The sequence below is a fragment of the Streptomyces sp. NPDC059785 genome (assembly GCF_042732375.1).
Taxonomy (GTDB): Bacteria; Actinomycetota; Actinomycetes; order Streptomycetales; family Streptomycetaceae; genus Streptomyces.
This window is the reverse complement of record NZ_JBHWHV010000010.1, coordinates 160984-175169: the sequence shown is the minus strand read 5'-3', so window position 1 is coordinate 175169 and position 14186 is coordinate 160984. Positions and strand designations below refer to the sequence as shown.

The following is a 14186-nucleotide window of genomic DNA, read 5'->3' as shown; positions in this document are numbered from 1 at the left end:
GCAGGCAGCAGCGCTCATACCGGTGCGCCGGCCGCGAGGCGGTGGCGCTCCTGCCGTTGCCTTCGTGCGGTCAGCGGGGGCGCTGGGAGCGCCAGGCCAGGTAGAGGGCCGAGGCTGTGGCGGCGCCGCGGACGACCCAGGGCCAGGTCTCCGTGAGCGCGTCGGTCATGTGGCCCTCGGCGATGGGGGGCGCCCCAGCGGCCCTCCCTGCGGCCCCAGAGCCAGATGATCCCGGCGGTGGCGGCCAGGCTCGGCAGCATCACCACCGCCCACTTCGACTCGGCGGGCGTCAGCCGGCGCGAACCGTACGCGATGAGCCAGCCGAGGCCCAGCGCGAGCCAGCTCCCCAGGATCGCGCCCGCCACCAGCAGGGCGGCGGCGAGCAGGAGCAGGGGGTTGCTCCACTGGCCGGGCCGGGGCAGCAGACGGCGCGCGCCGCGCGCGGGAGCCGTCTCCACGGCCGGGCCGCCGCCCTCCGCCCGTCCGGCACCACCTTCGTCCTTGGCGTCCTTCGCCCCGTCCTGCGATCCCTGGGCGCTCGCCGGGGCCTTGGCTTCCGGGTCCCGTGGCGGCGGCTTGAGCAGTTCGGGGATCTCCACGCCGCCGACGAACCCCGGCACGCTCTCCCCCGGTCCGAACACGCTGTGGTCCACCCGCCACCAGTCGGGCTGCGTGGCGCTGTCGCCCAGTTCGTGGGTGCCGGCCAGGTGCGGCGGGGACGGGGCGTCGGAGGGCGGCCGGACCGGTTCCGGCTCCGCGGAGCGCGGGCGCGGCACCACCCGGCGCAGACCCCGGGGGCGGTTCTCGCCGGTACGGCCGCCGGACCGTCCCCGGTCGAAGTCGCGGTCACTGTCACGCTGGGAGGGAAGGGCCGTGCGCGGCTCGGCGATGTCGCCGGCCGGGCCCGTACCACTCGCGCCGCTCGCCCCGCCGCTGCCGCCCGCGCCGCCCGTCCCCGCCGCCGTGACGACCTCCTCCGGGGTGCCGAGCCGGGACAGGATGCGGCGTACGGAGGCGGGGCTGTCGACGGGGGCCTTCGCCCGGCGCCGGTCGATCTCGCTCCGCAGCTCCGACACGAGCCGCATCCGGTCCGACGACGGCAGCAGCCGCTGCTGGGCCAGGTCGCCGACCCGGCTCAGATAATCCAGTACGAGCTGGTCGCTCTCGATCCCCACGAAGTCCCCTCCGGGGCGGGCGCGTTGTGTACCCCGTGGCACGACCGTACAACGTGGACATCCGGCACACGTAGCGCCGGGCCCGCCGCCCGCTGTGACGGCGGCCAGTGCGGCAGAGGTCACAGCGGTCCGCGCGACACCCGGTGGACAGGCCCACCCGCTACCGTTGGCCGGATGAGCACCGAGGAGCAGCACCCGGCGCAGCCGGAACAGGAGCACGCCGGGGCCGGGACGACCCCGCGCTCCCTGGCGGAAAGCCTCCGCGCGCGGGACGACGCCTCCCTCGCCGCGCTGCTGCGGGCCCGCCCCGATCTCGTCACCCCCGTCCCCACGGATCTGACGCAGCTCGCCACCCGGGCCGGTACCCGGGCCTCCGTGGTGCGCGCCCTGGAACGCCTCGACCGTTTCGCGCTCCAGACGGCGGAGGCCCTGGCGGTGGCGCGGGACCCGGCGACGTACGACGAGCTCCTCGGTCTGATGGCGGGCGACGACCACGGCGACGAGGGCGGCGAGGTGGTCGCGCGGGCGCTGCCCCGGGCCCTCGGCACGCTGCGCGAACAGGCCCTCGTCTGGGGCCCCGACGACCGCGTCCGGCTGGTGCGCACCGCCCGCGAACTGCTCACGCCGTCCCCGCAGCACCCGTCCCCGACCGGCCTCGGCCCGACGGTCGCGGAGGCCACGCCGGGCATGTCGCCCGGCCGGATCCAGGAGATCGTGACGACGGCCGGGCTGCCGTCGACGCACGACGCGGTGTCGGCGGTGGCGGCGCTGACGGAACTGTTCACCGACCGGGAGCGGATGTCCGCGCTGCTCGACGAGGCCCCGGCCGACTCCGTGGAGGTCCTGTCCCGCCTGGTCTGGGGCCCGCCCTACGGCCAGGTGACCGCCGATCCGGCGCCCCGGCTGCGCTGGCTGCTCGACCGCGGGCTGCTGCTGCCGACCGCGCCCGGCACCGTCGTACTGCCCCGGGAGGTCGCCCTGCACCTGCGGGCGGGCCGCGCGCACCGCGGGACGGAGCCGCTGCCGCCCGCCGTCGAGGCCGCCGCAGCGCACCGCCCGACGGTGGTGGACGCGACGGCGGCGGGCCAGGCGTACACGGCGCTCGCGACCGTGGAGGAACTGCTCAAGGACTGGGACGAGGGCGGCCCCGCGGTGCTGCGCGCGGGCGGGCTGAGCGTGCGCGACCTGAAGCGGACCTCGGTCGCCCTGGACGTGACCGAGCAGGTGGCCGCCTTCTGGGTCGAACTCGCCTACGCGGCGGGCCTGCTGGCGTCCGACGGCGAGGCCGACGAGCGGTACGCCGCGACGCCCGCGTACGACGAGTGGCTGGAGCTGCCGGCCGCCGAGCGCTGGTCGCGGCTGGCCGTCGCCTGGCTGGCCGCGACGCGCACGGCGGGCCTGATCGGCGGCCGGGACGCCCGGGACCGTACGCTCTCGGCGCTGGGCCCCGGCCTGGACCGGTCGGCCGCGCCCGAGGTGCGCCACCGGGTGCTCGCGCTGCTCGGCGCGCTCCCCGAGGGCGCCGCCGCGCGGCCCGACTCCGTACTGGCCCGGCTGCGCTGGGAGCGGGCGCTGCGCGGCACCGCCCAGCCGCCGCGCGCCCCCGCCGCGGGCACCGCGCCCGAGCCGGAGGACCTGCGCGCCCGGCTCGCCCGGTGGACGCTGTCCGAGGCGGAGCTGCTGGGGGTGACCGGCCGCGGAGCACTGTCGACCCACGGCCGCGCCCTGCTCGGCCTGCCACCGTCACCAGTACCGGGGCCCGAGCCCGCCGGCACCGGCCATGAGCACACCGGCGGCGAGCGCCCCGACGGCCGTCCCCCCGGCCACGGCCTGCCCACCGGCCGTGGCCCCGGCGACGAGCCGCCCACCCACCGCAGCCGCCCCCCGGAGCCGGCACCCGGAGCGGTCCCCGCGGCGGCACCCGCCTTCCCGGCCCCCGGCACCCCCGCCGAACTGGCCGCGAACGCCGCCCGGGCCGCCGGTCTCCTCGCCCCGCTGCTGCCCGAGCCGCTGGACCACGTCCTGCTCCAGGCCGACCTGACGGCGGTCGCGCCGGGGCCGCTGCGGCGGCCGCTGGCCGACATGCTCGGCGTGCTCGCGGACGTGGAGTCGAAGGGCGGCGCGACGGTGTACCGGTTCACGCCCGGGTCGGTGCGGCGGGCGCTCGACGCGGGCCGGGCGGCGGCCGACCTGCACGCCTTCCTCGCCGCGCACTCGCGCACGCCGGTCCCGCAGCCGCTGACGTATCTGATCGACGACGTGGCGCGGCGCCACGGGCACCTGCGGATCGGCGCGGCCTCCGCGTACGTGCGCTGCGACGACGACGCGCTGCTCAACGAGATCCTGGCCGACCGGCGCTCGGCCGGTCTGCGGCTGCGCAGACTCGCCCCGACCGTGCTGGCCGCCCAGGCGGACCCGGCGACGCTGCTCGAAGGGCTGCGCGCGATGGGCTTCGCGCCCGCCGCCGAGTCCGCGGAGGGCGACGTACTGATCAGCCGGGCGCTGGCCCACCGCACCCCGCCGCGCAGCGCGCCGGAGCCGGTGCCCGAGGGCCCGCCGGTGCCGGACGCCACACTCCTCGGCGCCGCGATCCGGGCGGTCCGGGCCGGTGACCTGGCGTCCACGGCGGCGCGCAAGCCCGCGCCCGAGGCGGACGCGGCGCCGGCCGGGAACGGCGCACTGCCCCGCACCAGTTCCGCCGACACCCTGGCGACCATGCAGGCCGCCGTCCTCACCGGCGAGGCCCTGTGGATCGGCTACGTCAACGCGGAGGGCGCCGCCAGCCAGCGCGTGATCGCCCCGATCCGCGTCGAGGGCGGTTTCGTCACGGCGTACGACCACACGGCCGACGAGGTCCGCACCTACCCCCTGCACCGCGTCACAGGCGTGGCGGAACTGGCCGACGACCGCCCCTGACCCGCCAGACCGCCACCGCCGGTCCGCGCCGTCCCCGCCCGGTCCGCGCGGCCGCCGTCACCATCGGCCCACACCGTCACGGTTACTGTCAGCTCAGTCACCCCACGCCGCGCAACCGGCGCAACCGCCCATATCGATCTGCAACGATCACGCTGCGTGTGCTATCCCGGTTCCTCCGGCCCGTTCCGCGGGCACCGAGGAAGGGGGACCTCGATGGAGAACGATCCCGAGCCCGGTCCGGGCTCCGGCGGGGGCGGCGGCAGAGGGCACCGCGTGGCCTTCTGGGGTTCGATCATCGGTCTGATCAGTGCGGTGATCACCGGGGTCGTCCCGTTCATCGTCTCGCGGTCCGACGACAACGGCCCGAGCACGAATCCGATCGTGGTGGTCCCCGGCTCGGGCACCGACGGCGACGGATCCGGGGACGGCGGAAGCGACGGGGGCGATGAGAGCAGTGGCAGCGACGGGAGCGACGGCGGGACCGATGCCGCCACGGATCCGGGGGACGAGCCCGGGACCCGGCTGACCGGCGCCGAACAGGCACTGGCGAAGAAGGTCACGACGGGGGACCTGCACGACTGTTCCAGCGCGGATCCCGGCGGCTACGCCGCCGTGGCGCTCGCGTGCGAGTCCACCGACGGGCTGGAGAAACTCCCGCTCGTCCTGTCCTTCGACACCGCGGACGACATGGAGCTGTGGATGGCCGGGGAGACGTCGGCCGCCTCCGGCTCGGGGTCCGGCTGCGAGGCCCAGGAGGACGGCTCGGGCCCCTGGACCTACCACGACGTCGAGACGGGCACCCTGGCCTGTCACTGGGAACGGGGGCTGTTCCGTATCGCGTGGTCCTTCGATGACCAGCTCGTCACGGCCGTGGCCGAGGACTCGGACGCCGCGGTCCTGATGGATTGGTGGAAGCACGATCCGCTGAACCTGTGCGGATGCGCCACCTGAGACAGCTCACCGGCCCGGCCCGCCGAACCGGCCGGCCCGGCCCCTCCCGGCCCCCGCATGATCGCGCGTTCGTGCGGCACACTGGACGTTTGGCCGCACGCGACGGATGCGGTCCGGGAACGGAAAGGGCACGCGTGTGAACGGACCCCTCATCGTCCAGTCGGACAAGACCCTGCTCCTCGAGGTCGATCACGAGCTGGCGGACGACTGCCGCCGTTCCATCGCGGCGTTCGCGGAGCTGGAGCGGGCGCCCGAGCACATCCACACCTACCGGGTGACGCCGCTCGGGCTGTGGAACGCGCGGGCCGCGGGGCACGACGCGGAGCAGGTCGTGGACGCGCTGGTGCAGTACAGCCGGTATCCGGTGCCGCACGCGCTGCTCGTCGACATCGCCGAGACGATGGACCGCTACGGCCGGCTGACCCTGAGCAAGCACCCCGCCCACGGGCTGGTGCTCACCACCACGGACCGGCCGGTCCTGGAGGAGGTGCTGCGGTCCAAGCGGATCGCGCCGCTCGTCGGCACCCGGATCGACCCGGACACGGTCGCCGTGCACCCCTCCGAGCGCGGCCAGATCAAGCAGACGCTGCTGAAGCTGGGCTGGCCCGCGGAGGACCTCGCCGGTTACGTCGACGGCGAGGCGCACCCGATCGAGCTGGCCGAGGACGGCTGGGCGCTGCGCCCGTACCAGAAGCAGGCGGTGGAGAACTTCTGGCACGGCGGCAGCGGCGTCGTCGTGCTGCCCTGCGGCGCGGGCAAGACGCTGGTCGGTGCGGGCGCGATGGCACAGGCCAAGGCGACGACCCTGATCCTGGTCACGAACACCGTCTCCGCCCGGCAGTGGAAGCACGAGCTGGTGAAGCGGACGTCGCTGACCGAGGACGAGATCGGCGAGTACAGCGGTACGAAGAAGGAGATCCGGCCGGTCACCATCGCCACGTACCAGGTGCTGACGACCCGGCGGAAGGGCGTCTACCCGCACCTGGAGCTGTTCGACTCCCGCGACTGGGGTCTGATCGTCTACGACGAGGTGCACCTGCTGCCCGCACCGGTCTTCAAGTTCACCGCCGACCTCCAGGCCCGCCGCCGGCTCGGGCTCACCGCCACCCTCGTCCGCGAGGACGGCCGCGAGTCGGACGTGTTCTCGCTCATCGGCCCGAAGCGGTTCGACGCGCCGTGGAAGGAGATCGAGGCACAGGGCTACATCGCGCCCGCCGACTGCGTCGAGGTCCGGGTCAACCTCACCGACTCCGAGCGGCTGGCGTACGCCACCGCGGAGACCGAGGAGAAGTACCGGTTCTGCGCGACCACCGCGACCAAGCGGAAGGTCACCGAGGCGATCGTCAAGCGCTTCGCGGGGCAGCAGATCCTGGTCATCGGCCAGTACATCGACCAGCTCGACGAACTGGGCGAGCACCTGGACGCGCCCGTCATCAAGGGCGAGACGTCCAACGCCCAGCGGGAGAAGCTCTTCGACGCCTTCCGGCAGGGCGAGATCAGCGTCCTTGTGGTGTCGAAGGTCGCGAACTTCTCGATCGACCTGCCGGAGGCGACGGTCGCGATCCAGGTCTCGGGCACCTTCGGCTCACGCCAGGAGGAGGCCCAGCGGCTCGGCCGGGTGCTGCGCCCGAAGGCGGACGGCCACCAGGCGCACTTCTACTCGGTCGTCGCCCGCGACACCATCGACCAGGACTTCGCGGCGCACCGCCAGCGCTTCCTGGCGGAACAGGGCTACGCCTACCGGATCGTGGACGCGGACGAACTCCTCGCGGAGAGCTGAGAGCCCGTGCAACGGGCGGGGCGGGCGACCGGCGGCTGAGAGCACGGGCTCCTACCGCCGGACGACGCCCGCCTCCTCGCCGTACTCGCCGAGCAGGACGACGCCGATCGCGGCGCCGGCGAAGACCTTGACGGCGCGCAGGGCACCGGAGAGACGGGGGCGGTGGTGACGGCTGTCGTCGAGTGCGGCCGTACCGTTCGCCGGGGCGGAGTGGGGGAAGAAGGTCGCTGCGCTCATGTACTCCACTATGGAAAACACGGCGCGCGGGCACATCGGCCTCGCGGGGTAACTCAACTCCGCCCCCTGCGACTTTCGGCCGCCCTCACCTCCGACCCGAGAGGGACCCGGCCCCAGGCACCCCCTAGGGACACCCCCGAGACCCGGACCCGTGAAGCGGTGAGGGTCCGGCGCACGAAAACAATTGGCCCCGGCAGCCTTCCGGCCTCTAAGATCTCCGCTTCTCCCGCCTCCCTTTCACGGAGTGCCGCCGCCCGGCCGGAAACCGGACGGCAGACCGCCCTCATGAACGCAGCAGCTCCCGGAGGCAACCCCCGTGTCCCCCCTGCCCGAAAACCCGGCTGACCCCCTGGTCCGTGAGCGGACCCACCTCGCCGACTCCCGCGCCGCCCTGCGCGCCATGCGGGAGGACGTGGAGGCCCTGGACATCCGCGACGTCACCGCGAACTGGGTGAACGCGGAGGTCCTCACCCGGCAGATCGAGGAGCGCGTCAAGGCCCTGGCCGACCTCTCGCACACCCCGCTCTTCTTCGGCCGCCTCGACTATCTGCACGCTCCCGGCGCCGAGCGGGCCGAGGGCGCGGAGGGCGAGCGGTTCTACATCGGGCGCCGGCACGTGCACGACGCCAACGGCGACCCGATGGTGATCGACTGGCGCGCCCCGGTGTCCCAGCCGTTCTACCGGGCGTCCAAGAAGGACCCGTTGGACGTCGCGCTGCGCCGCCGGTTCGGTTACACGGGCGGCGACCTGACGGCGTACGAGGACGAGCACCTGTCGGACCCGGCCGAGGCGGCGACGGCCAGCAAGCTGCTCCAGCAGGAGATCGAGCGCCCGCGCGTCGGCCCGATGCGCGACATCGTGGCGACGATCCAGCCGGAACAGGACGAGATCGTCCGGGCCGGGCTGTCCGGCAGCGTCTGCGTCCAGGGCGGCCCCGGCACCGGAAAGACCGCGGTCGGCCTGCACCGCGTCGCCTACCTCCTCTACGCGCACCGGGAGCGGCTGGCCCGCACCGGCACCCTGGTCATCGGCCCGAACCGGTCCTTCCTGCACTACATCGAGCAGGTGCTGCCGGCGCTGGGCGAGCTGGAGGTGCGGCAGGCGACGGTGGACGACCTGGTCGCGCGGGTGGAGGTGCGCGGCGCGGACGACGCCACGGCCGCCGTGATCAAGGGCGACGCGCGGCTGGCGGAGGTCCTCCGCAGGGCGGTCCGCTCCCACGTCACCCCGCCCACCGAGCCGGTCGTCGTGGTGCGCGGCTCCCGCCGCTGGCGCGTACCGGCGTACGAGCTGGAGCCGATCGTGCGGGAGCTGCTGGACCGGGACATCCGCTACGGCGCGGCCCGCGAGGCGCTGCCGCAGCGGATCGCGCACGCCGTGCTGGTCCAGATGGAACGGGCGGGCGAGGCACCGGACGACCGGGTGCAGGACGCGGTGGCCCGCAACACCGCGGTGAAGGCGGCGGTGAAGGCGATCTGGCCGCCGGTGGACCCGGCGAAGCTGGTCCTGCGCCTGCTGTCGGACCCCGGCTTCCTCGCCACCCACGCGGCCGGAATCCTCGACGAGAACGAGCAGAAGGCGATCCTCTGGCCGAAGCCGCCCCGCTCGGTGAAGTCCGCGAAGTGGTCGGCCGCGGACGCCGTACTGATCGACGAGGCGACCGACCTGGTCCAGCGCACGCACTCGCTCGGCCACGTGGTGCTCGACGAGGCGCAGGACCTGTCGCCGATGCAGTACCGGGCGGTGGGCCGGCGCTGCACCACCGGTTCGGTGACCGTCCTCGGCGACCTGGCGCAGGGCACCACCCCGTGGGCGACGCGCAGTTGGCGGGAGGCGCTGACGCACCTGGGCAAGACGGACGCCGTGGTGGAGGAGCTGACGGCGGGCTTCCGCGTCCCCACGGACGTCATCACGTACGCGTCCCGGCTGCTGCCGCACATCGCGCCGGGCCTGACGCCGGTGGCGTCGGTGCGGGAGAACCCGGGGACGTTCGAGGTGCGCCCGGTCACCGGGGACGCGGAGGTGATCGCGGCCTGCGTCGAGGCACTGCACGCGGAGGGCTCGATCGGCCTGATCGCCGCGGACGCCAGGATCCCCGCACTGACCGAGGCACTCACGGAGGCCGGGCTGGCCTTCCTCCAACCCGGGGAGGAGACCACCCCGGACACCCGCCTCACCCTGGTCCCCGCCTCGCTCGCCAAGGGCCTGGAGTACGACTACGTGGTGCTGGACGATCCCCGGGCGGTGGTGGACGGCGAACCGGACGAACGCACCGGCCTGCGCCGCCTGTACGTGGCCCTGACCCGCGCGGTCTCGGGCCTGACGGTGACGCACACGACGCAACTGCCGCCGCAGCTGGCCGCCTAGCATGCGACGGAACTCCCGCAGCGGCTAGCCGTCCAGCACCCCACGCCACTCCCGCACCGCTTCAGCGGCGACCGGCCCCGCCCAGCCACCAGGACGAGCCGCACCACCGATATGAAAGGCATCGACCCCAGCGGCGAGCAGCCGGGGGACATGCTCGAGCCGGAGCCCGCCGCCGACGAGGAGCTGCGGCTCGTACCCGGGATCGCTCCCGCGCCCGGCCTCCGCGACGAGCGTGGGCAGCCCCTCGTCCACCCCGGCGGCGGAGCCGGCCGTCAGATAGGCGTCGAGTCCGGGCAGCTCGGCGAGCTGCTTGCGCAGCGCGGCCCGGTCGGCGGCGTGGTCGATCGCCCGGTGGAAGGTCCACCGGCACCCGTCCAGCTCGGCGACGAGCCGCTCGACCGCCGCCACGTCCGGACTGCCCTGCTCGTCGAGGAACCCGAGCACGAACTCGTCGGCACCCGCCATCCGCAGGTCACGGGCGGCCCGTACGAGCGCGGCGGTCCCGTCGGCGCCGCCCGCCGAGAAACCGTCCGTCAGCCGCAGCATCACCCGCAGCGGGATGTCGACGGCGGCGCGGATCCCGGCGAACGTCTCCACCGCCGGGGTGAGCCCGTCGGCGGCCATGTCGGTGACCAGTTCGAGGCGGTCGGCGCCTCCCGCCTGGGCGGCGACGGCGTCCTCGACGTCGAGGGCGATCACCTCCAGGACCGCTCGCTTGCTCATAGGACCTCTTCCCTCGGGGCCGACAACAGGTCTAGTCCAATCCAAGACTACGACGCCGGACCGCCCCGAAGCGAAGGAACGCAAGACAAGGGAGCCTCCCCCGTAGACCCGCACCCACCGCTCACCCGTAGACCCGCACCCGTCCCTCACCCCGTCCCCCGAGAAACGCCGCCAGCGCCTCCCCCTCGGCCACGACATCAGCAAGCTCCGCAGGCGCCATCCCCCGCAGGGGCCGGACAACGAGCCCCCCACCCCCCTCCTTCTTCACCGTCCAGGTGGCGGAGACCCGCCCGTCGACGAGCACGACCCGCTCGCCGGCGACGGAGAGCCCGCGGTGGGCGTCGTCGATGATGCGACTGCGGTCGTGATAGCCGAGGACGGCGTTGTCGAAGGCGGGCAGGAACCGCACGGGCGCGGGCGTGTCCGGATCAGGCCGCGGCGCGTCGGGAAGATCGAGCAGTTCCCGCCCCCGCTCGTCCCGGAAGAACACGAGCTCGTCCCGCAGGCTCTTCACGGCAGCGGGCAGCCCGGCGAGCCCGCACCAGGCCCGCACATCAGCGGAGGCAGCAGGCCCGAAGGCAGCCAGATACCGCCGTACGAGCTCCCGCCCCACCACATCCTCACCGCCGCCATGTTCCGCGACCTCCCGCCCGAGCCAGTTCACCAGCGGAAGATTGCGCACCCCGGCTCTGATCCCCCACAACCCCCGTGGAGGGAGCTGGGCCATCGGCACGAGGCCGGCGACGAGGAGTTCGCCGAGCGCCCGTCTCGGGGGCGTGGGCCAGCGGTCGGCGAGGGCGGCGACGAGCTCGGCCATGGTGCGCGGAACACCGTCGCCCATGACGGCGCGCCCGGCCGCGGCGACGGCTTCCACATCGATTCCACCCAGCTCGCGCCGGTAGGTGGCCAGCACGCGCTGGCGCAGCATGGTGTCGTGCCGCCCGCGCCAGGCGAGGGCGTCGTCGGCGGTGACGAGATGGACGGTGCGCCGCATCAGATGGGTGCGCACCACAGCCCGCCCGGTGAGCAGCCCGTCCAGCTCATCCGGCGCGAAGCCGTCGAGCCGTGACCAGAGCCCGACGAACGGTTCCTGCGGCTCCTGGGCCTGCATCCCGCACAGATGCGAGACGGCGTCGAGCACGGACGCACCGGAACGCCCGAGCAGAAACTGCCGGGCAAGGGTGGCGCGATTGAGCGCACGCGCCCCGAGCACGCTCACCGAACGGCACCCGTCGCCGTAACGAACATGACCACTCCCGCCACCTCCCGGTCCGAACGCGCCTCACCTTCCTCCCGGTAGCGGACAGGTACTGGCCTCTACTCGCGCCGGTCTCAGCCCCCGTACAGATTGAGCTCGCTCTCCTCCGCCCCCGCCAGCTCGTACCGCTCCGCCGCCACCGCACGCCCGGTGTAGAGCCGTACGAGAGCAGTAGCGTCGCCGATGAACCGGGCGGGCGGCCGGGTGCCGGGCACCGCACCGAGCCGCAGCGGCTCGTCGAAGTCGTCGAGATCGGCGTGGACCGGCACGTGGTCGCGCGTGCGGGTGATCCACTCGAGAAGAGCGAGCGCATGAGGCAGCCCGGCACCGCCATAGGCACCGGGCGCCCCGAAGGCGGCACGCACATCACCGGCATGCACCCACTCACCGAAGGCAACCCCGTCAAGAGCCCCTCCGGCCCCGGCGATGACATCCCCCGCCTCGGTCATCCCCCGCTCCAGCTCGTCGACGACCCGGGAGGCCGGCCAGTCCGCCCGCTCGGCGATGTCCCGGTCATTGCCCTCGGGCGTGAACACGCCGTTCTCGAAGCGGCTCTCCACCACGCGGGTCAGCGCGGCTCCGCAGTGCGCGAGCACGTCCCGCACCGTCCACCTGGGACAGGCGTCGACAGGCAGGGCGAACTCCTCATCACCCCGCTCCCGCAACAGGGGAATAAAAAGATCCCGCTCGGCAAGCAACAACCGCCCGGGAAGCCCGGGGTCCCGCCCATCCACGAAAGTCATGATTCCAAGCTAGGACGTGCCGGTGGCCCGCAGGGACGGCAAGCACAATTGACGGCATGAGCCCAGCCCGGCACCCCGCGCACGAGGACCTGACGACCCGCTGGACGGAAACCGTCAAAACGGCCCGCACCCCGTTGGCCAGGTCACCCCTCCCGTACGCCGAGAATCTGCTGGCCCGCTGGTCGGAACCGCAACGCCGCTACCACACCACCGACCACCTGCTGGCGGTCCTGGAGCGGATCGACGTACTGGAGGAGTACGCGGCCGATCCGGCCACCGTGCGGTTGGCGGCGTGGTTCCACGACGCGGTGTACCTGCCGGAGCGGTCGGAGAACGAGGAGCGCTCCGCCCGGCTGGCCGAGCGGGCCCTGCCCGAGCTGGGCATCGACGAGGCCCGCACCGCCGAGGTCGCCCGCCTGGTCCGCCTGACCGTCACCCACGACCCGGCCCCCGACGACAAGAACGGCGCCGTCCTGTGCGACGCGGACCTGGCGATCCTGGCGGCACCGGAACCCACGTACGACACCTACGCGAGCGCCATCCGCCAGGAGTACCACTTCGTACCGCCCGAGGCGTTCCGCGAGGGCAGAGCGACGGTACTGCGCCAACTACTGGACCTGAAGCACCTGTTCCGCACCCCCCACGGCCAGCGCACGTGGGAGACCCCAGCACGGGCGAACCTCGACCGGGAACTCGCGAGCCTGTCCCGACCGTAGAACCGTAGAACCGCGGCCGGAGCGGGCCCGCGGCCGCCCGCGCACGGAAGGGGCCGGACTCGACGAGGGCTGGGTCCCCACGGTGTGGGCGGGCGCGACCACGACGGCGGCCTTCAACCTGGGCAACCCGAACCGGCAGCGACCGGAGCGACAGCCACCGGTACCGAGCCCGCCGAAAGCCACATGCGAACGCAGGTATGACCCACCTATTCTCACCGCATGCGTGAATTGGGCGGGGACCAAGTGCAAGAAGCGGTAGCGAGCGCAACGGCGCTGCTGCGGCAGGCGACCGGGCGGGACTGGCACAACGCGAAGGCGGGCCGCTCGGAGTGGGACTGCCGCGAGACCGCCGAACACATCGCGGACACCCTGATGTCCTACGCCGGCCAACTGGCCGGACGCGCGACCAGCGGCTACGTACCGTTCGAGATCACGATGGAGAACGGCGCGGACAACGCGGACGTGATCGACGTGATCAGAACGACCGGCGCCCTGCTGGCAGCCACGGTACGCACCACCCCGCGCGAGGTCCGGGCCTACCACCCGTACCCGTTCCGCAGCGCGAACCGTGAGGGCTTCGCCGCGATGGGCGTCACCGAGCTCCTGCTGCACACGTACGACATCGCCGAGGGCCTGGGCCTGCCGTACGAGCCGCCGGCGGACCTCTGCGAGGGCGTCCTCACGCGGCTGTTCCCGGACGTCCGCCCGGGCGACGACCACTGGCGCACGCTGCTGTGGGCGACCGGCCGCGGCGACCTGCCCGGCCGGGCACCGCTCACCAAGTGGCGCTGGCACAACAACATGGTCATCCCCACCGAGCGGCTCACCCTGGAGGCGATGACCCCGGCGACGGCGGCCGATCTCGCGGCAGGCGGCTCGGGCGGCTTCGAGTGGGTGGAGACGGGCCCCTTCGAGGGGACGCTGGCGGCGGCCGGCCTGGTCCTGAAGGCGTACACCTCCGGGACGCTGCGCCCGGAGTGGGGCACGTACGTCCTGGTGCGGCGGGAGGACGGCCGGGCGGTCGGCGCGATGGGCTTCCACGGCGCCCCGGACGAGGAGGGCCGCACGGAGATCGGCTACGACCTGGCGGAGGCGGCGCGGGGCCGCGGCTACGCGACGGAGGCGCTGCGCGCCCTGTCGGCGTGGGCGCTGGACCGCGACGAGGTGGACGTGCTCCTGGCGACGGTGGACCGGGACAACACGGCGTCGCAGGCGGTCGTGACACGGACGGGCTTCAAGCAGGCGGGCGAGGACGCGGAGCAGTACGTGTACGAACTGAGGCAGAACTAGCTCAGCGCCCCCGAATCAACTCAGCGCAA

10 protein-coding genes and 1 pseudogene are annotated in these 14186 nt (G+C 73.8%); 6 read left to right on the top strand and 5 right to left on the bottom strand.

Annotated features, from left to right (window positions below; translation table 11 throughout):
- Positions 1-70: 70 nt before the first annotated feature.
- Positions 71-1175: pseudogene (locus ACFV6E_RS10780) on the bottom strand (HAAS signaling domain-containing protein).
- Between the two features lie 174 nt (positions 1176-1349).
- Between ACFV6E_RS10780 and ACFV6E_RS10775 the strand changes: the two are divergent.
- The 3 genes from ACFV6E_RS10775 to ACFV6E_RS10765 all read left to right on the top strand — a co-directional run bounded on the left by ACFV6E_RS10775 (position 1350) and on the right by ACFV6E_RS10765 (position 6822).
- Entirely contained in the window at positions 1350-4091 is a 2742-nt protein-coding gene (locus tag ACFV6E_RS10775; RefSeq protein WP_385460532.1) for a helicase-associated domain-containing protein, read from the top strand.
- A gap of 213 nt (positions 4092-4304) precedes the next feature.
- Positions 4305-5042 (top strand): hypothetical protein, encoded by a 738-nt coding sequence (locus ACFV6E_RS10770; RefSeq protein ID WP_385460529.1) that lies wholly within the window; start codon positions 4305-4307, stop codon positions 5040-5042.
- A gap of 136 nt (positions 5043-5178) precedes the next feature.
- Complete coding sequence (locus ACFV6E_RS10765; protein WP_385166369.1) at positions 5179-6822, top strand: DNA repair helicase XPB; 1644 nt, start codon at positions 5179-5181, stop codon at positions 6820-6822.
- Between the two features lie 51 nt (positions 6823-6873).
- Here the strand turns inward: ACFV6E_RS10765 and ACFV6E_RS10760 are convergent, their stop codons facing one another.
- Positions 6874-7059, bottom strand: a complete 186-nt coding sequence (locus ACFV6E_RS10760) for a hypothetical protein (RefSeq protein WP_385460526.1) — start codon at positions 7057-7059, stop codon at positions 6874-6876.
- A 400-nt stretch (positions 7060-7459) separates the two neighbouring features.
- Here ACFV6E_RS10760 and ACFV6E_RS10755 point away from each other — a divergent pair, with 400 nt between their 5' ends.
- On the top strand, positions 7460-9427 hold the full coding sequence (locus ACFV6E_RS10755; protein ID WP_385460567.1) for a HelD family protein: 1968 nt from the start codon (positions 7460-7462) through the stop codon (positions 9425-9427).
- A 24-nt stretch (positions 9428-9451) separates the two neighbouring features.
- Here ACFV6E_RS10755 and ACFV6E_RS10750 read toward each other — a convergent pair whose 3' ends face one another.
- The 3 genes from ACFV6E_RS10750 to ACFV6E_RS10740 all read right to left on the bottom strand — a co-directional run bounded on the left by ACFV6E_RS10750 (position 9452) and on the right by ACFV6E_RS10740 (position 12151).
- The gene (locus ACFV6E_RS10750) at positions 9452-10150 is read right to left on the bottom strand and encodes a copper homeostasis protein CutC (RefSeq protein WP_385166366.1); all 699 of its coding nucleotides are present in this window, start codon (positions 10148-10150) and stop codon (positions 9452-9454) included.
- Positions 10151-10271: 121 nt separating this feature from the next.
- The gene (locus tag ACFV6E_RS10745; protein WP_385460523.1) at positions 10272-11369 is read right to left on the bottom strand and encodes a winged helix DNA-binding domain-containing protein; all 1098 of its coding nucleotides are present in this window, start codon (positions 11367-11369) and stop codon (positions 10272-10274) included.
- Between the two features lie 113 nt (positions 11370-11482).
- The gene (locus ACFV6E_RS10740; RefSeq protein WP_385460520.1) at positions 11483-12151 is read right to left on the bottom strand and encodes a maleylpyruvate isomerase family mycothiol-dependent enzyme; all 669 of its coding nucleotides are present in this window, start codon (positions 12149-12151) and stop codon (positions 11483-11485) included.
- Between the two features lie 56 nt (positions 12152-12207).
- On the opposite strand from ACFV6E_RS10740, the gene ACFV6E_RS10735 reads away from it, so the two are divergent.
- A complete protein-coding gene (locus tag ACFV6E_RS10735; protein WP_385166361.1) occupies positions 12208-12867 on the top strand; it encodes a hypothetical protein in 660 nt (219 codons plus the stop codon).
- Positions 12868-13086: 219 nt separating this feature from the next.
- Entirely contained in the window at positions 13087-14157 is a 1071-nt protein-coding gene (locus ACFV6E_RS10730; RefSeq protein WP_385166359.1) for a GNAT family N-acetyltransferase, read from the top strand.
- Positions 14158-14186: the final 29 nt, after the last annotated feature.